Genomic DNA, 18,505 nt, shown 5'->3' with positions numbered 1-18,505 from the left:
TGTCATCCCCGCGATGGCCAACCGTGGGAACATCTGTTTCGATCCATTCATAAGAAATTCAACATGAAAGGAAAGAATCCTGCTTTCTAGATGAAAAACTGTTTTGTTTACTCCCCAAGCCAGTAAAACAATTTTAACCGTTCCCCCATCGGTCCCTGGTCCGTTATCATTACGTGATCCTGAAATACTTTGACCGCTTTGCCCGCAGGCTGCCGGTACCGGTGCGTCGGCTCGATCCAATGCGTAACCATAACCAGCAAATGATACAGAGCATAAGTAAACACCACGAAGACGACCATAAATTTCATTTGATCCTTCAGCTTGCGAAAAGAAAAGATCATAGCCTGTACCTCCTCCCTAAGGATAGACTATGATCCGCAGTATCGAATTATGATGGATCGCTCTGCGCCACTTGGAGGAGCGGTTCCAGCTCCGTATATGGACGTCCGACGGCATCGGCTACGGCCGAATGCGTCACGTGGCCCATAAACGTGTTGACTCCCGGCTTCAGCTCGGGATGTACCTTCAAGGCGGCATGCAGGCCTTTGTCCGCCAGCTCGACGGCATAGGACAACGTCACATTCGTCAAGGCCAGCGTGGACGTTCGGGGCACCGCTCCCGGCATATTCGCGACCGCGTAATGAATCACCCCGTGCTTCTCATAAACGGGATCGCTATGCGTCGTCACCCGGTCGACTGTAGCTATCGTTCCGCCCTGATCTACCGCCACATCCACAATAACCGCCCCCGGCTTCATCTGCTTCACCATATCCTCGGTTACGAGCTTCGGCGCTTTGGCTCCGGGGATGAGGACGGCTCCTATAAGCAAATCCGCTTTTTGCACGGCGCTTGCTATATTATACGGATTCGACATGAGCGTACGGATCCGCCCGTGGAACACGTCGTCGAGGTACCGCAGCCGATCCGCGCTCCGGTCGATAATCACGACGTTGGCTCCCAGCCCCAGAGCCATTTTGGCCGCATTCGTGCCTACAATGCCTCCCCCGAGGACTATTACGTCCGCCGGCGGGACTCCTGGAACACCTCCAAGCAGGATGCCTCTGCCGCCATAAAACTTTTCCAGAAATTGCGCTCCGACCTGTACCGACATCCGTCCAGCCACTTCGCTCATCGGCGTCAGCAGAGGCAGGCTGCCGTTCGGCATCTGGATCGTTTCGTAGGCAATGCCGGTCACTTTGCTGTGGAGCAAAGCTTCGGTCAACCGAGGCTCCGCCGCAAGATGCAAGTAAGTAAACAGGGTCAGGTGCTCTCTGAAATACGCGTATTCCTCGGGCAGCGGCTCCTTCACCTTCATGATCATATCGGATTGACCCCATACGTCCTCCGCCTTGTCCAGCAAGACGGCCCCTTCCTGAGCATAGTCTTGGTCGGCAAAACCGCTGCCCGCCCCGGCTCCCTTCTCTACAAGCACTTGATGCCCATGCTGAAGCAGCATACCTGCTCCGCCGGGTGTCAGAGCGACACGGTTTTCATTGTTTTTGATTTCCTTCGGAACGCCTATTACTTGCTGCTTGCCCATGACAGCCTCTCCTTTCGAATGGCTTACTGCTTTCCTATACCCATACGTTCCCCTATTCACGTATGCATTAATCGCGGAAGCCGCGGCGGAAACAACAGTCCGTGTGCCGAATCTTGTACAAGCAACTACCTTTGGCTCTTCGCGCAGCCTCATGGTATACTTTATTCAGAAACTCTCTTTGGGGAAGGGGAACTCATATGAAAAAAATAGGAGCCGAAATTCGAAGCTGGGCAGGCTCCATTGGAGCGGCTATTATTCTCGCCTTGCTGGTTGGCGTGTTTATTATCCAGCCGACCAAGGTGATGGGGCACTCCATGGACCCGACACTGCACGATCAGCAGCGGATTTTTATATCGAAACTATCGCACACGTTCCGCCTAGAACCTGATTACAGCGATATCGTCATCATCGACAGCCGGGTAGACCGCAAGCGTAATCTGCTGGACGATATTATGGAGCATCCGTTGATTTCTTTGTTTACAGGCGGGGACGACAACCGCACCGTCTATGTGAAGCGGGTCATCGGCAAAGCCGGGGATGTGCTGGAATTCAAGAACCATCAAGTATATCGAAACGGCGAGCCTCTCAATGAGCCTTATTTGAATGAAACGATGAATTATACGACCAACGAAAAAATTACGGTTCCAGCAGACCATTTGTTCGTCATGGGGGATAACCGGAATAACAGCAAGGACAGCCGAAACATCGGGTTCATTCCTATGGACCACGTTTTGGGGATTAAAATATAAAATGTCGCCGGCCGCCTGATGGCGCCGGTTTTTTCATGCCCTTATAAACGGATAAACGGCCGCAACAACGCAAAAAACCTCCGTTTGCGTAAAGCAAGCCGAAGGTTTTGTTTGTTTAATTAGTTTTGTTTTTACCCGTACAACGGTGACAGATGCCTTGAAAATCAAGGCGGTGATCCAGAACTTGAAAACCGAATTCCTTCTCTAGGCGTTCTTCGAGCGGTCCCAGCCAATCTTCCATAATCTCATCCACGGCACCGCATTGCACGCAGATTAAATGATGATGATGATGATGAGTGCTGTCGTTTCGCAAATCGTATCGTGCTACGCCATCGCCGAAGTTCATCTTCTCGACAACATGCAGCTCGCTTAAGAGCTCAAGCGTCCTGTACACGGTAGCCAAGCCGATTTCGGGAGCTTTATCTTTGACGAGCATAAATACGTCTTCCGCGCTGAGATGGTCTTCTTCGTTTTCAAGCAGCACACGGACTGTAGCTTCCCGTTGAGGAGTAAGCTTGTAGCCCTGTGACTGCAGCTGCTGTTTGATTTTTTCAATGCGAGATTCCATGCTACTCCCCCTACGGGTTTTGCGATAGCAAAACCTGCTGCGTAAGTCTGCTCCCGGTCAAGGTACGACGAAGTAACACCGTAGCTTTTACTGGGCTTCTCCTTATTATAGGTGGAGGGCGGCTGGAAAGTCAAACCCCAATGTAACCAGCATAGGTGTTACCCACTTCATCATCACCGGAGAAACGTACGCTTCCAGTAGAGCCGCACCCGCAAGGAGCGCAATGGAAAGCAGTACTGTGGCCGAATATTTCATGAACGGCTCATAAAAGGCGCCCCTGCGCGGCATAAACCGATGCTTCACCATATGGATGGAGAACGCCATCGCCGTTACGCTGCATACAATGAGCGCGGGAATCACAATCAGGTTTTGCGGAGCTACCGAAACGAGCGCAAACAGCAGCCCTTTCCAGGACAGCTGTCCAACCAAATAACCGACCGTGAAGCCTACCAGCACGCCTTTTAAAAAATCAAGGATCCAAATCAGCGGCAGGCCGATCACCGACATACCCAATATCCAGATCATTAGTATCCATTTGATATGCAGGCTGAACGACTGCTGGAACGAGGATTGTACATCCGTGAACTCGCCTTGGTCCACCGAAAGGAAGAAGTTGCTCAAGTGGCGCGAAATTTCCTGCTTCTGCTCTAAAGACAAGGCATTCACCATAACGGCCCCGAATACGACCCCGATAAGAAATATGATGCCTACGAAAACATAGAGCGACAAATGCTCTTTCATATACAGCTGTAGCGAGCGGTTTCGGTTCATGCTGCCAGCCTCCCTTGCATGATTAGTACAAGCATATGAAGGGTAACTAGCAGATATGACCAAAAAAGCTCGTTACTCGTGCAGGCCTGCGTGTGACTTCGCGGCAACTTTGCCGTAGCGGCCGCCACCGCCGACTTCCAGCACCAGCTTGTTCTCGCGTGCTTGCACAATATAATCGGCGATATCTTGGCCCGCCGCTCGTTCCAGCTGTTCATATGACACCCGGTGAAGCAGGTTCATTTCCGTGCCGAATTCAGCTAGGAGCGCATCGAGTCTCTTGGGGCCCAGACCCGGGATGTACTCGAGCGGAACCTGATAGTAGTAAGGCGGACGATAGTCCGGTACATAAGATTCGCCCTCCGGCCGATCTGCAATGTCATAGATGCGGTCCATCACGCCGCGAACGATTTTCTTGCTGCCGCATTGAAGGCACCGTTCCGCCGCTGTCTCCTTATCATCAGCGGTCTCGCTGCAGCCAGAGCAGTAAGTGCGGTGATACTTGCCAAGCCGGGGATTCAAGCCGTAGTTCGCCGTGACGGCACGCCCTTCCCGGCGGGCCAAGGCCAGCCGCAGCTCTTCAAAGCTCGGCTCCGCGAGCTGCAGCTTGTTATATTCGCGGCCGATCTTAGCCAAGGAATGCGCGTCGGAGTTGGTCAAATACGTATAGCGGTCCAGCTCCGAAATATAGCCGGCCATCTCCGAATCGGCGCTGAGACCGAGCTCTACCGCATCGATCTGGTCCAGATCGAGCAGGTGCTCCATTCGTGTGGAGCTGCTGCCGTATATGCTTTTATGCGGGGTGAAAAGGTGCGCCGGGACGAACAGCCCGCCGCGGTCCTTCACCTCCCGCTGCAATTCCCTTCCGGGCACATAAATGCGCTGCGAGCTCAGCCCGACATTTTTCATATGCTTGGCCAGCCATTCGGTGAAGCGCCGCATGGATTCCACCGTCGGCATGTAAGCGAGCAAATGCGCCGGCCCCATCCCGGGATCGCGCACTTCAATCTCGCTGCCTAGTATAACCGTCGTCTGCTGGAAGCGGATTCCTCCGCCAGGCAGCTCTTCCATTTCTCCCTTATCCAAATATTGCAGTATATCTCGCTGTACGGATGGGGATTGGCAGTCGATGATGCCGATCATATCGATGCCCTTGCGCTGCGACGCTTCTTTGGCAATGTTATAGAATGTCAGATTGTTGGCGGCGCTAATTTTCACCGCTTTTCCTTCTTCCGTCCGTCCGATATGAATGTGCAGATCCGCGTATACCGTTTGCAAGCCCATCCTAGAACTTCCCTGTCAGCTTATACGCTTGCCATGCATACAAGGCGGTGATTGTCTTGGCGTCGCTGATCCGCTGCTCTTTCATATACTGCCATGCTTGCTCCAGCGTAATGCTCTCGCATTCCAGAAATTCATCGTCATCGAGGCGCGTCTCGCCCTTGGTTAAGTTTTCGGCGACATATAGATGCAATATTTCATTCGCGAAGCCGGGCGAAGTATAGAAGGAACAAACATGCCGGATCGAGCCTGCTCGGTAGCCTGTTTCTTCCTCAAGCTCCCTTTTGGCTGCTTCGAGCGGTTCTTCGCCGGGATCCAGCTTGCCTGCGGGAATTTCGATCTGGCATTTCTCAAGCGGCTTGCGGAATTGTTCTACCACGAGCATACGGTCGTCATGCAGTGCCAAGACGGCCACAGCTCCCGGATGCTTTACAATTTCCCTCGTTGCCGTCTCGCCGTTCGGAAGCTTGACCGTATCCACCTGCAGCGATATGACTTTGCCCTGAAATATAGGCTCCGTCGATAGGGTCACTTCCTCGAATTTATGTTGATTTGTCGTCTCGCTCATGTCTGGTTCCTCCTCCAATTGGTTATATGAAGCTCCGGCGGACCGAAGCCTGGACTGTCGAACTGCAATCTATTATAGCATATCAATGGATGTTGATAGATTCGGATAGCATAACTTGTCCTTGGGCAGCATAGGGTGTAACAGTTCGATATATTCGGAAGCGAGGGACTTGACTATGAAAACTTATTTATCCGAGCAGCAAATTCGTCTGGTAGGCCGTGTATGGGAAATTCGCCGCTATTTGAAAATGGCGCAGCAAAGACTGACAACCGATGTTAGCCTGCTCACCTTCCTGTCTCAACAAACCGGTCATGTAGGTCACACGAACCGCGGGCTTATGCTCGACGGAGATGCCACTTATGTGTCGCATACATCCAAGCACAATCCACTGCAGCCCCAATCGCCGCAAAAAACGCAGGATCCGCGTTTAATCCCCTTCCCATCGAAGAAATAGCTGTAGGGTATTCCGAGAAAGCTTCCCGCCATAATGGCTCCATAACGGGCTCATGCCACGAAATGTCATGCTTGACACCAAGCTGGGCTCCGTTCATCTGATGTCTCAGAATTTCGCCCTTCTCCCCTTCCAGTTCGGGCAGCGGAACCGATGCTTTGACCAGCGTTAAATCTTGAAGCACGGTCATGGTATGATGACTGATTCCTTGATGACGCGACCGCTGCTCGGCGAAGCTGATCCGCGGGATGACAACAGGGCGGCCCTTAAGAGCAGAAACGGCATGTATCAGCTCGGCTGCCTCCGTCCCGCTGAATCCAAGAAGCGTTCCCGTGCCGACGCTTCCGGGTCCCGGAGCCGCTATCGCCAGATCGGCGCTGAGCACATGCCTGGCAGCAAGCAGCGCTGTGAATTTATTCACCGCTTCGTGATCGCCTCCGTAAGCTTGCCCATAGGTTATCGTTCCCGCAAGCCAGCCGAGCTTCTTCAACTGCTTTACGTGCTTACTAAAGGCTAGCGGAAGCGCGGCACTGTCCGACATGATATAGGCTATCCGAGGCTGTCGGCCCTCCGGATGCCGGTTCTTCAGCTGCTGCAGCCGGCTTGCTGCAACGGGAAGCATGCTGTGCAGCTCCCCGACCAGAACCGGCATTCCTTCCAGGGATAGCTTGCCGGTAAACAGCTCGTGAAACGGACTCGCTTGCTCCTCCACAGCCATTACCGTACGCTGAAGCGAGGTATATCTCAGCTTCATAATATGACCCGCCGGTTTGTCCGTCCTCTCCATCCTCTTTAGCTCGGCATCCTCCCGATACCGTCTATCCCAATCGTCCGTATCGCCATAGCCGTCATGACCCAGTACATCGTGCACGAAATGTACCCCGCCTGTACCTAACCCGAGACTGACGGCGGTTGTATTCAACAGCACTCGATCCCCAGGCTCCAGCAGCAGGACGGGGTTCCCATAATGAATTGCAACCCCTTCCGAGCCGTCTGTGAAACGAACCTGAACTTCTTCCAGCTCTTGTTCTCTGCAGCTTGAAAGGATCTGTACGACCGTAGCTATTTTCCATTCGATCATCCGCTCTCCCGCTTTCCCTGCGAACTCGCTCTCTTATTATATGCCCTCCTTCTCCACTTCCATGAGTTGACGGTAAAAATAAAGACCGCCACATTCAAGTGACGGTCCATGTAATCTGTGCTGCCAGGCAGTTTTCTCCATAGCAGACAATTGTCTTCCAGCTATTGCTTTTATTTTGGCAATGATGCAACATCGGTGATGATTTGTACTACGACTTCCGCTACCTTCACCAGATCTGCTATGGCGATGGATTCCTTGGTCGAATGAATATTTTGGTAGCCTACGGCCAAATTAACGGTAGGAATCCCAAGCCCGTTGAAGACGTTGGCATCGCTGCCGCCGCCGGTATGGAACGTTCTTGGAGTGCAGCCCACTTTGGACAATGAAGCCATTGCCTGTTTGACTACAGGGGCGGTCTCATCGTACATATAGGCCGGATAAGAGACCTCGCTCTTAAAATCAACATCTGCGCCTGTCTCTCTCGCTACTTCCAAACAAGCCTTGCGCATGGCTTCAATCTGGCTGTTGAGCTTATCTTGTGAGATGCTTCGGGCTTCACCTTCGAGCTCCACTGAGTCCACGACGATATTCGTCGTTCCGCTGATGCCGCCTGCAAACCGTCCGATGTTAGCCGTCGTTTCGCTGTCGATTCGGCCAAGCGGCATCCGGGATACCGCTTTGCTGGCCACGGTAATCGCACTGATACCCGCTTCAGGGTTAACGCCTGCATGTGCCGAACGCCCGGTGAAGGAAATAAATACTTTGGCTTGGGTCGGCGCCGCTACGGCAATAGCTCCGACCTCGCCGTTGGAGTCGAGAGCGTAGCCGAAATCCGCATCCAGCCATTTGGCATCCATCGCCCGGGAGCCGCGAAGAGCGGATTCTTCTCCCGCCGTGATGACAAATTGAATTTGTCCGTGCTTGATGTTTTGTTCCTTTAGGATGCGAATAGCTTCCAGCATCGCTGCCAATCCCGCTTTGTCGTCACTGCCCAGAATCGTCGTTCCATCGCTGCGGATGATGCCGTCCTCGCCGATCTGCGGCTTGATTCCTTTGCCTGGAGTGACCGTGTCCATGTGGGAAGTGAATAACAGTTTGGGCACGTCGGCATCGGCCGTCGCAGCGAGCGTGCATATCAAGTTGCCGGCGCCATGTCCGGTTTCGGCTGCAGAGTCATCCTCTTCCACCTTTAGACCGAGCGAGGTGAATTTTTGCTTCAATACTTGGCTGATTTCTTGCTCAAACCGGGTTTCGCTGTCCACCTTGACCAGCTCGATGAATTCGTCGACAAGACGCTTTTCCTGAATCATCTCTTTCCTCCTGTGTACAATTTAAGTTAAAATATGAATATACGTACTGCATGAAGAGGAGTTGAAATAAGATGCGTAACAAAATGCTGTTTAAAGTCATAGTCTACGTCATGCTCATCAGCATGGTGTTATCTTCGTTATTATTTACCTTCAACATGTTTCTCTAACCTAAAGGGCCGTTCGCATGCTTCCGGTTTCTCTTATTAATACAGCTTCGTCTCCTGATTATATGCTTCCATATTTTCTTTGACGCGCTGGAGGAACCGGCCGCAAATGACGCCGTCCAATATCCGGTGATCGAGGGACAAGCACAGATTGGCCATGGATCGCACTGCAATCATATCTTGAATGACGACCGGCCGTTTCACTATCGATTCGAAGGTGATAATGGCCGCTTGCGGATAGTTAATAATTGGTTGAGTCAAGATCGATCCGAAGGAACCCGTATTGTTTACGGTAAACGTTCCTCCTTGCATATCATCAAGCGAAAGCTTGCCGGCTCTTGTTTTCCGGGACAATTCTTCGATTTCCCGGGCGATGCCGGCAATGTTTTTTTGGTCGGCCCGTTTGATTACCGGCGTCAGCACGGAATCTTCGGTACCTACCGCAAGCGAGATGTTAATATCGCGCTTCACGATGATTTTGTCGACCGCCCAAACCGAGTTCATGATCGGATAGTCTTTGATCGCGCTGACTACCGCCTTCATCATGAATGACAAGTAGGTCAGATTGACGCCCTCCTGGCGCTTGAACTCATCCTTGAGCTTATTGCGCAGCAGCACCATGTTCGTTACATCGACCTCGATCATCATCCAGCCGTGAGGGATTTCCGTAACGCTCTGGCGCATATTGCGGGCAATGGCGCTGCGGATCGGCGTGACGTCGACCAAATATTCGCCGCGTCCTTCGAGTGGCTGGCCTTCCACCTCAATGCGCGGGAGTGGAGGATTCTCGGACAAGTGAATCCCCGTCGAGCGGAGAGGTCCTTTCGGCGGGCTGGTCAGGAACACATCCTGGTTCGCCGCAGCCGGTGCAGACGGACGCTCGGCCGGCGCTGCTTGAAAAGTCTGCGACGGAGCTGCTTGCGTCGGAGCGGGTGCTTGTTTGTGCTTCCCTGATGCTACGTATGCTTCAATATCTTTGCGGGTAATTCGGCCGCCTAACCCGCTGCCCGGTACATCCTCCAAGCGGATTCCATGCTCACCCGCAAGCTTCAGCACCGCCGGAGAATAACGGCTTCGCATGCCGGTATCCGCCGATTCCTGCTGGCTGTCCGCTTGAAGCGCAGACTGAGGTGATGCGGATGGCGCGCCTGCGGCTCCTGCGTCCGACTCCTCCTCGATGAGGCAAATCGCTTCGCCTACAGCGACCGTCTGGCCTTCCTCGGCTAAAAGCTTCGTCAGCCTGCCCGCTACGGGAGACGGCATCTCCGTATTGACCTTTTCGGTGATCAATTCGCACAACACATCGTACTGCTCTATGTAATCGCCGGGCTGCTTGAGCCATTTGCCTATCGTGGCCGACACGAGGCTCTCCGCCAAATGCGGCACGGGTACTTCGGTTTCCTTAGTATTTCGGGTCATTATCGTTCCCTCCTCCAAAAAGTTTTGCCGTTAGGCAAAACTTGCTTTTTTGTTTCTTTAGCGGGAGCGTTTCTGTTACGCGATTTTTCCGCTTTACACGCCCTCGCTTGCACGGCTCCTCCGCTGTAACGCGGATTTCCCGATTTACAGCAACGCTTTCGCTCCGCTCGCGGCGGAGATTGCCTCTGTAACGCGGCTTTTCCGCTTTACACGCCTTCGCCTGCGCAATCCATCCGCTGTAACGCGGTTTTCTCGCTTTACAGCAACGCTTTCGCTCCGCTCGCGGCGGAGATTGCCTCTGTAACGCGGCTTTTCCGCTTTACACGCCTTCGCCTGCGCGGATCCCTCCGCTGTAACGCGGTTTTCCCGCTTTACAGCAACGCTTTCGTTCCGCTCGCGGCGGAATTTGCCTCTGTAACGCGGCTTTTCCGCGTTACGAGCTTCTCGCCTGCGCAAAGCTCGCCCCAGCCGCGAGCGTTACAACTCGCCGCTTGCCCCCGGCAGAACTGAACGGGTTAACGAATACCGTTAACCCGCTTCACAGCAGCCTAAAATTCCGCCAGCTCTTTCATCGCCGCTTTTATTTTATCCGCGCTGATGAGGAAAAACTTCTCCATGCTCGGATTCATCCCTACAGCCGGAACGTCCGGCGCGCATAGACGCTTGATCGGCGCATCAAGCTCGAACAGCAGCTCCTCGGCGATAATCGCCGACACTTCCGCACCTACGCCGCCGGTTTTGTTGTCCTCATGGACAATGAGCACTTTCCCCGTCTTGGCGGTTGCTTCGAGAATCGCTTCTTTATCGAGCGGCTGAATGGTGCGCAAATCAAGGATGTGCGCGCTGATGCCTTCCTTCGCCAGCTCCTCTGCCGCCTGCAGCGCATATTGCACCGTAATCCCGTAGGAAATAACGGTAATATCCGTGCCCTCGCGTTTCACATCGGCTTTGCCTATTTCGACGATATAATCCGCTTCCGGCACTTCACCTGTTACTCCGAGATAGCACTTTTTATGTTCAAAATAAAGCACCGGATCCGCATCCCGAATCGCGGCTTTCATTAAGCCTTTCGCATCGTACGGATTGGAAGGCGCCACCATCTTCAACCCCGGAGTCCCGAAAAATACCGATTCCGGACATTGCGAATGATACAGCGCTCCGCCGCTCGTCGCACCATAAGGCGCACGGATAACGATCGGACAGTTCCAGTCGTTGTTGGAACGGTAGCGGATTTTGGCCGCCTCGCTGATAATCTGGTTCGTGGCCGGGAAGATGAAATCGGCGAACTGCATCTCGGCAATCGGCTTCATGCCGTACATAGCCGCACCGATGGCAGTCCCCACGATGGCCGATTCAGCCAGCGGCGTATCCAATACGCGTTCCTCGCCGAATTGATCGCGAAGTCCCTTGGTGGCGTTCAATACGCCGCCCTTGCCCACGTCCTCGCCGAGAACGAATACATTGTCGTCCCGCTCCATCTCTTCCTTCATCGCGGAACGAATAGCTTCCAAATAGGTAATAACGGCCATTAGCGCACCTCCCCTTCCTCGGCGTAAACATGGCGCAAAGTATCCTCCGGCAGAGGGTACGGTGCCCGGTCCGCATATTGAGTCGCCTCAGTAATCTCTTGCTTGAGCTGCTCTACCAGCTCTTCTTCCTGCTCGTCGCTCCACAAGCCGCAGTCGATCAAGTATTGCCGGAATACCGGAATACCGTCCTTAGAGCGGTTCGTTTCGACCTCTTCCTTCGTCCGGTACAGCATATCGTCGTCCGACGTGGAGTGAGGGGATACGCGGTACATCACAGATTCGATCAGCGTCGGCCCTTCCCCGCGAATGGCGCGCTCGCGCGCTTCCTTAACTACACGGTATACTTCCAAAGCGTCGTTGCCGTCCACCTTGATGCCCGGAATGCCGTACCCTACACCGCGCTCTGCAACGCTGCCGCCGGCAACCTGTTTATTCAAAGGTACGGAAATCGCATACTGGTTATTTTGGCACAGAAAAATGCAAGGGAGCTTATGAACCCCGGCGAAATTAAGCCCTTCATGGAAATCGCCCTGATTGCTCGAGCCTTCCCCGAATGTAGCGTAAGCAACAAAATCCTGCTTCTTCATCTTCGCAGCAAGAGCAAATCCTACCGCATGTGGAACCTGCGTTGTCACCGGGCTGGAGCCCGTAACAATATTCAGCTTCTTATGGCTAAAATGCCCCGGCATTTGGCGGCCGCCGCTATTAGGGTCTTCCGCCTTGGCAAATACGGACAGCATCAATTCTTTCATCGTCATACCGGCAGCTAATACAAAGCCGTAATCACGGTAATAAGGCAGGAAGTAATCTTTGCCCAGCTCCAGCGCGAAGGCAACGGCTACCTGGGTCACTTCCTGACCGATCCCGGATACGTGAAAAGCGATTTTGCCGGCGCGCTGCAAGACATACGATCTCTCGTCGAATTTTCTTGCCTTCTGCATCATTTTATACATTGCAACAGCTTGCTCGTCAGACAATCCAAGCTTACGGTGCTTCATAAGTTGGCCGATGGACATGGGTGCAACCCCCTTTACTCATCTCAAAAATTATTACTAGGTACTAATACTTGCCTCTATTAGTATATTATAATCGGTTTCAGGTATGAATACAATTTCCGTTTGATTTCAATCCTGTTACAAGCCCGATTATTTATCAGATGGAGATCAAATGGCGAACGAGCCTCCATCGACCGCCAGCATTGCTTCGCCCAGCGCCTCGGATAAAGTAGGATGAGGATGGATCGTCTGACCGACCTCCCAAGGCGTTGCATCCAATACTTGCGCCAATGCAGCTTCCGAAATGAAATCCGTCGCGTGCGGTCCAATCATATGGACGCCGAGAATATCATTCGTCTTCTTATCGGCAATGACCTTCACGAAGCCGTCCGATTCGCCGTATACAACGGCTTTGCCTACCGCTGCGAAAGGAACCCGGCCGATTTTCACTTCGTATCCGCGATCAACCGCCTGTCTCTCCGTCCAGCCGATGGACGCCACCTCCGGACGGGTATAGACGCAGCGTGGAACTTCATGGTGAGGGAACGGACGCGGCGTCTGGCCTGCGCTGTGCTCCACCGCCATAATGCCTTCATGTCCTGCGACATGCGCAAGCTGCAGTCCGCCGCTCACATCGCCGATCGCATAGATGTGGGACTCCGCCGTCTGCATGAACTCATTAACCTGTATAAAGCCGTTTGTGATCTTGACATCCGTATTATGTAAACCTATATCCTCCACATTGGCTTCACGACCTACGCAAACCATCATTTTGTCGGCTTGAAGCTGCTGAAGCTCGCCTTTCCGTTCAATCTGCAGCTTGACGGCGCCCTCTTCCTTCTGTACCGTTTCGGTCAACAGCCTGGCATCGGTGATCACTTGAACGCCGCGTTTTCTAAGCAGCCGCTCGAGCTCGCGGGAAATGTCGGAATCTTCAGCAGGCAGCAGCCGGTCCGAATATTCCACAACCGTTACCTGCACTCCGAAATCGTTCAGCATCGACGCCCATTCCACGCCGATAACGCCTCCGCCTACAATTACAATCGATTGCGGCAGTTCTTCCATGCCGAGAGCGTCGTCGCTGTTCCAAATGGCATGCCCGTCCGTCTCCAATCCCGGCAGGCTCTTCGGACGGGAGCCCGTAGCGATGATGAGCTTCTCCGGAACGAGCGTTACGATCTCGCCGTCCTCCTGCTCCACTGATACCGAACCGGTACGAGGTGAGAAAATACTCGGGGACAGCAGTCTGCCGTTCCCGTATACAACCTGTATGTTATGTTTTTTCATTAGAAATTGAATGCCTTTATGCATTTGCTCAACGATACCCTGCTTGCGGGCTTGTACACCCGGGAAATGCAGCCGGACCGATTCCGCCTGAATTCCATACCGCTCGCTTTCCAGCATCGTTGCATATACCTCTGCGCTGCGAAGAAGCGCCTTGCTCGGAATACAGCCGCGATGCAAGCATGTCCCTCCCAGCTTATCGCGTTCGACGATAGCAACCGATTTTCCCAGCTGAGCGGCACGAATGGCTGCAATATATCCTCCGGTTCCGCCTCCGAGTACGACGATGTCAAAAGCTTGCGTCATGTGTTTAACCCTCCTGAAAACTATGATTCTTTTATTTTAACCATAATTGTTGTGAGAAATATAGTACAATTTGCGAAAGATACATGAAATGTTGCCGGGAATATGGTACTTTTAGAGAAGCAATTTTTGAAGCTACGAGGCTGACCTCGATAAAAGGAGTTATACCGCATGAAAGCAACGCTGTACCGTTTTATTGCCGTATTGATGCTGGTGATACCCGGTGTTATGGCAACCTATGGATTTCTCGCTATGAAGGATGCTTTTTTCGCCCAGTTCGGCTCTCCTGAGCTGAATCCGCATGTACAATGGGGAAAGATGGCGATAGGCTTCGTCCTGTTTCTTGCCGGAGTCGCGTTTATCGGCGGGTGGATTTTTTTCCGGGACCGCAAACGCAATTACGTCGCGCCCCGCTTCAAAGCCAAACGCAAAAAACAATAGGAGCCGGCCCGTTGAGACGGGAACGGCTCCTTATATTTTGTCGGGGCGTCCTCTGCCGATAGCGTCGAGCCATGTAAGAACCCGGCTGCGCGCGATCAGTTTCGTCAGTGAGAAGCGCCAGGTAACGGCGTGCAGCACGACCAGCAGGCCAAGCACCGCTGTCTGAAATGCCATGTCCGCAAGCATAACAATCCAGCTGCCCAGTGCAAAACCGAGCAGGTTCGCTCCGGTGTCTCCAAGCATCAGTCTCCCCTTCAAGTCAGGCAAGAGCAGAAGCGCCGCCCCGATCAGCACGGGCAGCATGAGCCACGCGATCTCTGCCTTCTCCACTCCTTCAACGGCGATCAGGAGAAGAACGGACACAGCTCCCCAAAAGCCTTTTAACGCTCTTCCGGGTCTCGTATCAAGCAGGTTGATTGCATTCGTCATCAAGACGACAATCAGAAACGGTATCAGCCGTTCCCACATCGTCCTGCCGTCTTGAAGGCTGTCGGAGAAAGCAATGAGCAGAGCGGCTGCCGATCCTCCCACGGCTTTCACCATGCCGGTGCCGATCACGCCCTTCTCCCTCCAATGCCTCCAATGGCCCGCGAAGCCTTTATACGACTTGACTCCAACGGCATCGTCCAAAAATCCGACCAAAGCGACGATACTTAGCGCTGCTCCGTATTCTGCAACGATGCTGCCGTTGTAGTGAAGGGTGGCCAGCACGGCTGCTCCTCCCAATCCGCTCGTCATTCGAGCGATAACCATGGTCGTGCAAAACAGCAGCCACAGAAGCAGCCCGCAAGCCGTCGGGATGACCGATTGTTTGTAATTGGTATCCGTAATTCCATGCTCCGACAACATTCTCATCATCACAGGAAGTACCGCCCGTCCCGCTATCAGTATTATAGCAATGGAAACCAGCCATAAGAGCCATTCTGGCATTAACAAATCGGCTCCCTCCACCGGTTCCACAAGGTGCTGCCGACGGCGCAAAATTGCTTGCCGCGGTGAAGCCACCCGCCCAAATCTCGTCCCGACACACGATGTGCAAAGGGAACGAACTGCTCCTGAACGCGGTATCCAAGCTTCACTGCATCAATTGTCAGCCCGACTTCGACTCCGAAGCCATCCGCCATCCGTCCGATACGCTCAATCACCTCGCGTCGAATAGCCCGCTGTCCGGACAAGGGTGCCGACGAAGTGAAGCCCGACAGCCGGTATACCCCATGCCCGGCTAACGTTCTGACCAACCCGAAGCCGCTCTTCTTCGCTGCCGCAGGCAGTCTGGCGATGACCATATCCGCCTCCTCGCGGTATAGCGGCTCTACTAGCGAAGGGAAGCTTTGCGCTGTTTCTCCGAGATCCGCGTCGAGAAATACGAGGATCCGGCCGCGGGCCGTTTTGCATCCGGTTAGCATAGCGGCTCCTTTGCCCATGCTGTGCGTATGCTGAATTACGGCATCGGCCAGCGTACAAGCTAATCCGAACGTCTCATCCCGGCTGCCGTCGTCTACTACCACGATTTCGCTCTCGTGCTCGATATATTTGCAGGCTTGACGTAAAGACCGCAATGTTTCGGCAATATAATATTGTTCGTTATATGCAGGTATTATGACGGATATGTATGGTTCCATCCATCCCGGCCCCCTCTCATATCAGAATCCCGGCCAGCTTCTGCAGGACGGCTTGAATCCGCTTGGAGACGGCACTCTCGCGCATCGGCTCCTGGTCATACAGCATGCCTATGCCTCTGGCATCGGTCAGCTTGCTGCCTACCTTCATGCGGACAAGCACAGTGCTCCCCATCCCTTTGCGGCCTTTTTCCAAAAAGTCGAACATGTGGCTGTGGGTACCCACCGTCACTATTCTTTCACAATGCTGATCGTAAGCTAGAAGAAGCGCTATATCTTCGCTTGTCCCGCATGCCGCCAGCTTCAGCGCCTGTAAGCCGAGCCGCTCTATCCGGAGCAAGCCCGGAGCTCTTCCGTCGGGATACGCATGAACAATGAGCTCGGCTCCGCACCGAAGCGCATGATCTGTTGCGCTATCCATATCGCCGATGATAAGATCCGGGACATGGCCGTACTCCAGCAGAGCATCGGCTCCGCCGTCCACCCCCACTAGTACGGGACGATGCTTCGCAATATAACCGCTTAGTGCCGCCAGGTCCTGTCTATATTCTTTGCCGCGGGTGACGATCAGCACATGACGCCTCGCAAGCTCCGTCCGCATGCCAGGGCATTGAAGCGGCTCCAGGACGAGGTTTTTCTCCATGTCCGCATAATGCAGCGTATTGTCGATAAATTCCCGCAGCGTATCATGCTGCACATGAAGCGCCTGGCGATATTGCCGAAGCCAGTTTTCCTTGGCAAACGCCGAGTAAGGCACTATAGATTGCTTCACCACGATGCCTTCCATGCTTATGCGGATGTCTTCATGATCGTCGAATACCGGCAGCCACGCCGGCTCTATTTCAAATATGGGAATCCCCTTCTCCAGAAGTCGCAAAGCTCCGGTAGCAGGTATTTTCCCCGTCATCGTTTGGCCTGCATTGACCACGGCTTGTACTTCAGCGGCCAACAATCCTTCCGCTGCCAGGTCATCCAGATCATCGTGCTCAATGACTGCAATGGCGTTCGGTTGAAGGTCTCTCAGCAGCAATTTGGTATTACGATTCACTCGGGCGATACCATGAATAACGGGAAAACGGGTTGTTACCATTCGTTTCCTTACGGCCATAGCTACAGCACATCGCTTTCCTAAACCTGTTTTACATACCGCTTGACGCAGCTATTCCTTTTTATTATTTGTTGCGACAACCGTTTTCATGCATGAATAAGCAGCCAGAGTCGGATGTTCCGGAAACAGAAAAAGCCGGGACATGGCCCGGCCGTTTAACTATCCGTTATATGATATAGATAATTGCACTTTACGTTCTTTTCAAGCTATTCCTGTCAAAACAAGTCGCTGTAAAATCATGGTATGCTTCCCGGACCTTCGGCATAAGCTCTTTCATGTGGCCGGCAGAGAAAAAAACTTATTTGAATCGTTAGGCATTGTTTTCTTACTGCGAATTGCATCCTTGGAACCAGTCCGCATACTCCGAGGAACATACCGATGTTCGAACATAAGCCTCGATTGCCCTCATCTCGTCTTCCTTAAACCGGTAATTGCAATCCATCGAATTAAACATCAATTTTATATCTTCCATTACCCCATAGGGCTTGCATTGCAATTGGATCGCATACAGCTCGTCAGGCTCGTCTATAAACCGGCAGCCGATATCGATCTGCAGCAAATTGTCCGTTACAATCATTTCCATATTGCAATAATCGAATTCCATTGAGTCCCTCCAAATATTTTTCTTTTTTCCACATTCAGGTAACACAATTCTACATTTTGTGCAAATTTTCTATGGTATAATAACCCTAATCTTAGCGTAAGGAGTAGGTCAATGCAAAGAATATGTCAAAAAATTGTTCGTGTTCAGAATGGTCTGATTACGGAAATTTATGATGGTCTACGGTATCGTGACTTCGAAGATAACGATACGGCATTGAAGGAACTGCTTATGGAAGACATCGGCCTGGATTTCGAATCGGTACTCAACACCTACGAGAAATTGATTTGTGACCTCGCGGCGGCATTCCCGCAGATTCGTGATTTCGTTAGCCAACAGCTTCCCGAAGGCTGGCTGAATTGGGCGCAGCAAAGTGCCTATGAAGAAGAAATGCCGACGGCATCCTCCGCCAATAAACAGCCTGAGACAATTCCTCCTGTTATTTCATTGCCCATGAAGGCATAATCCTGCACGGGTCATCCATACTATATTCGAACAAACCCGCGAGGAGGCATGTCTTTCATGATCGACAACCTGGAAAGCAATTATGATTGCTCTCAAGCCGGCAATGACCTTCATGAGCTCAAAGAGCAGCTCCAATCTTTGCAAGCAAGCTCCGATTCATCCAAGGAATCGCAAGATTTGATCCATCGGCTCGAGAATCAAATTCATTTTATTAAGAACAAGTGTGATATTAATCCTTAACACCCTTATAGGCGACTGCAT

At 52.7% G+C, this 18,505-nt stretch carries 22 protein-coding genes; 6 read left to right on the top strand and 16 right to left on the bottom strand.

Annotated elements, in window-relative coordinates; translation table 11 throughout:
* Nucleotides 1–107: 107 nt before the first annotated feature.
* Together DVH26_RS14130 and ald are read right to left on the bottom strand one after the other, a co-directional pair.
* Complete coding sequence (locus DVH26_RS14130) at nucleotides 108–341, bottom strand: DUF4227 family protein (RefSeq protein WP_239634320.1); 234 nt, start codon at nucleotides 339–341, stop codon at nucleotides 108–110.
* 47 nt (nucleotides 342–388) lie between these two features.
* A complete protein-coding gene (gene ald / locus DVH26_RS14125; RefSeq protein ID WP_239634319.1) occupies nucleotides 389–1,540 on the bottom strand; it encodes an alanine dehydrogenase in 1,152 nt (383 codons plus the stop codon).
* Nucleotides 1,541–1,737: 197 nt separating this feature from the next.
* On the opposite strand from ald, the gene lepB reads away from it, so the two are divergent.
* Nucleotides 1,738–2,289 (top strand): signal peptidase I, encoded by a 552-nt coding sequence (gene lepB / locus DVH26_RS14120; protein WP_239634318.1) that lies wholly within the window; start codon nucleotides 1,738–1,740, stop codon nucleotides 2,287–2,289.
* A 115-nt stretch (nucleotides 2,290–2,404) separates the two neighbouring features.
* Here the strand turns inward: lepB and fur are convergent, their stop codons facing one another.
* The 4 genes from fur to DVH26_RS14100 all read right to left on the bottom strand — a co-directional run bounded on the left by fur (nucleotide 2,405) and on the right by DVH26_RS14100 (nucleotide 5,474).
* A complete protein-coding gene (gene fur, locus DVH26_RS14115) occupies nucleotides 2,405–2,857 on the bottom strand; it encodes a ferric iron uptake transcriptional regulator (protein ID WP_239634317.1) in 453 nt (150 codons plus the stop codon).
* A gap of 105 nt (nucleotides 2,858–2,962) precedes the next feature.
* Nucleotides 2,963–3,628 carry a stage II sporulation protein M gene (gene spoIIM, locus DVH26_RS14110; protein ID WP_239634316.1) on the bottom strand — a complete coding sequence of 222 codons (666 nt, stop codon included), beginning with the start codon at nucleotides 3,626–3,628 and terminating at the stop codon, nucleotides 2,963–2,965.
* Between the two features lie 72 nt (nucleotides 3,629–3,700).
* A complete protein-coding gene (locus DVH26_RS14105) occupies nucleotides 3,701–4,909 on the bottom strand; it encodes an endonuclease Q family protein (RefSeq protein WP_239634315.1) in 1,209 nt (402 codons plus the stop codon).
* A 1-nt stretch (nucleotide 4,910) separates the two neighbouring features.
* On the bottom strand, nucleotides 4,911–5,474 hold the full coding sequence (locus DVH26_RS14100) for an NUDIX domain-containing protein (protein ID WP_239634314.1): 564 nt from the start codon (nucleotides 5,472–5,474) through the stop codon (nucleotides 4,911–4,913).
* A 175-nt stretch (nucleotides 5,475–5,649) separates the two neighbouring features.
* Between DVH26_RS14100 and mciZ the strand changes: the two genes are divergently transcribed.
* Nucleotides 5,650–5,928 (top strand): Z-ring formation inhibitor MciZ, encoded by a 279-nt coding sequence (gene mciZ / locus DVH26_RS37285; protein ID WP_379451260.1) that lies wholly within the window; start codon nucleotides 5,650–5,652, stop codon nucleotides 5,926–5,928.
* Here mciZ and DVH26_RS14095 read toward each other — a convergent pair.
* Nucleotides 5,810–7,006, bottom strand: coding sequence for a DUF3866 family protein (locus DVH26_RS14095; RefSeq protein ID WP_239634313.1), 1,197 nt, complete (start codon nucleotides 7,004–7,006; stop codon nucleotides 5,810–5,812). The two genes, mciZ and DVH26_RS14095, sit on opposite strands and share 119 nt — an antisense overlap.
* 170 nt (nucleotides 7,007–7,176) lie before the next feature.
* Nucleotides 7,177–8,316 carry a M20/M25/M40 family metallo-hydrolase gene (locus tag DVH26_RS14090; protein WP_239634312.1) on the bottom strand — a complete coding sequence of 380 codons (1,140 nt, stop codon included), beginning with the start codon at nucleotides 8,314–8,316 and terminating at the stop codon, nucleotides 7,177–7,179.
* 71 nt (nucleotides 8,317–8,387) lie between these two features.
* On the opposite strand from DVH26_RS14090, the gene prli42 reads away from it, so the two are divergent.
* Entirely contained in the window at nucleotides 8,388–8,483 is a 96-nt protein-coding gene (gene prli42, locus DVH26_RS14085; protein WP_239634311.1) for a stressosome-associated protein Prli42, read from the top strand.
* Between the two features lie 36 nt (nucleotides 8,484–8,519).
* Here the strand turns inward: prli42 and DVH26_RS14080 are convergent, their stop codons facing one another.
* The 4 genes from DVH26_RS14080 to lpdA all read right to left on the bottom strand — a co-directional run bounded on the left by DVH26_RS14080 (nucleotide 8,520) and on the right by lpdA (nucleotide 14,013).
* Nucleotides 8,520–9,899, bottom strand: a complete 1,380-nt coding sequence (locus tag DVH26_RS14080; RefSeq protein ID WP_239634310.1) for a dihydrolipoamide acetyltransferase family protein — start codon at nucleotides 9,897–9,899, stop codon at nucleotides 8,520–8,522.
* Nucleotides 9,900–10,447: 548 nt separating this feature from the next.
* The gene (locus DVH26_RS14075; protein ID WP_239634309.1) at nucleotides 10,448–11,428 is read right to left on the bottom strand and encodes an alpha-ketoacid dehydrogenase subunit beta; all 981 of its coding nucleotides are present in this window, start codon (nucleotides 11,426–11,428) and stop codon (nucleotides 10,448–10,450) included.
* Nucleotides 11,428–12,444, bottom strand: coding sequence for a thiamine pyrophosphate-dependent dehydrogenase E1 component subunit alpha (locus DVH26_RS14070; RefSeq protein ID WP_239634308.1), 1,017 nt, complete (start codon nucleotides 12,442–12,444; stop codon nucleotides 11,428–11,430). The genes DVH26_RS14075 and DVH26_RS14070 overlap by 1 nt, the downstream gene beginning before the upstream one ends.
* Before the next feature lie 147 nt (nucleotides 12,445–12,591).
* On the bottom strand, nucleotides 12,592–14,013 hold the full coding sequence (gene lpdA / locus DVH26_RS14065; RefSeq protein ID WP_239634307.1) for a dihydrolipoyl dehydrogenase: 1,422 nt from the start codon (nucleotides 14,011–14,013) through the stop codon (nucleotides 12,592–12,594).
* 168 nt (nucleotides 14,014–14,181) lie between these two features.
* On the opposite strand from lpdA, the gene DVH26_RS14060 reads away from it, so the two are divergent.
* Nucleotides 14,182–14,451, top strand: a complete 270-nt coding sequence (locus DVH26_RS14060) for a DUF2627 domain-containing protein (RefSeq protein ID WP_239634306.1) — start codon at nucleotides 14,182–14,184, stop codon at nucleotides 14,449–14,451.
* 30 nt (nucleotides 14,452–14,481) lie between these two features.
* Here the strand turns inward: DVH26_RS14060 and DVH26_RS14055 are convergent, their stop codons facing one another.
* The 4 genes from DVH26_RS14055 to DVH26_RS14040 form a co-directional block, all read right to left on the bottom strand.
* The gene (locus tag DVH26_RS14055) at nucleotides 14,482–15,381 is read right to left on the bottom strand and encodes an MraY family glycosyltransferase (RefSeq protein ID WP_239634305.1); all 900 of its coding nucleotides are present in this window, start codon (nucleotides 15,379–15,381) and stop codon (nucleotides 14,482–14,484) included.
* On the bottom strand, nucleotides 15,381–16,073 hold the full coding sequence (locus DVH26_RS14050; RefSeq protein WP_239634304.1) for a glycosyltransferase family 2 protein: 693 nt from the start codon (nucleotides 16,071–16,073) through the stop codon (nucleotides 15,381–15,383). The genes DVH26_RS14055 and DVH26_RS14050 overlap by 1 nt, the downstream gene beginning before the upstream one ends.
* A gap of 16 nt (nucleotides 16,074–16,089) precedes the next feature.
* Complete coding sequence (gene steA, locus DVH26_RS14045) at nucleotides 16,090–17,178, bottom strand: putative cytokinetic ring protein SteA (protein ID WP_239634303.1); 1,089 nt, start codon at nucleotides 17,176–17,178, stop codon at nucleotides 16,090–16,092.
* Between the two features lie 325 nt (nucleotides 17,179–17,503).
* Entirely contained in the window at nucleotides 17,504–17,782 is a 279-nt protein-coding gene (locus tag DVH26_RS14040) for a hypothetical protein (RefSeq protein WP_239634302.1), read from the bottom strand.
* Nucleotides 17,783–17,893: 111 nt separating this feature from the next.
* Between DVH26_RS14040 and DVH26_RS14035 the strand changes: the two genes are divergently transcribed.
* Nucleotides 17,894–18,244 (top strand): hypothetical protein, encoded by a 351-nt coding sequence (locus DVH26_RS14035; RefSeq protein ID WP_239634301.1) that lies wholly within the window; start codon nucleotides 17,894–17,896, stop codon nucleotides 18,242–18,244.
* 57 nt (nucleotides 18,245–18,301) lie between these two features.
* Nucleotides 18,302–18,484: a DUF2524 domain-containing protein gene (locus DVH26_RS14030; protein WP_239634300.1), complete on the top strand. Its 183-nt coding sequence runs from the start codon at nucleotides 18,302–18,304 to the stop codon at nucleotides 18,482–18,484.
* The last annotated feature ends 21 nt before the right edge of the window (nucleotides 18,485–18,505 follow it).

This window comes from Paenibacillus sp. H1-7, from assembly GCF_022354825.1.
Classification (GTDB): domain Bacteria; phylum Bacillota; class Bacilli; order Paenibacillales; family NBRC-103111; genus Paenibacillus_S.
This window is presented reverse-complemented; position numbering and strand designations above follow the sequence as displayed.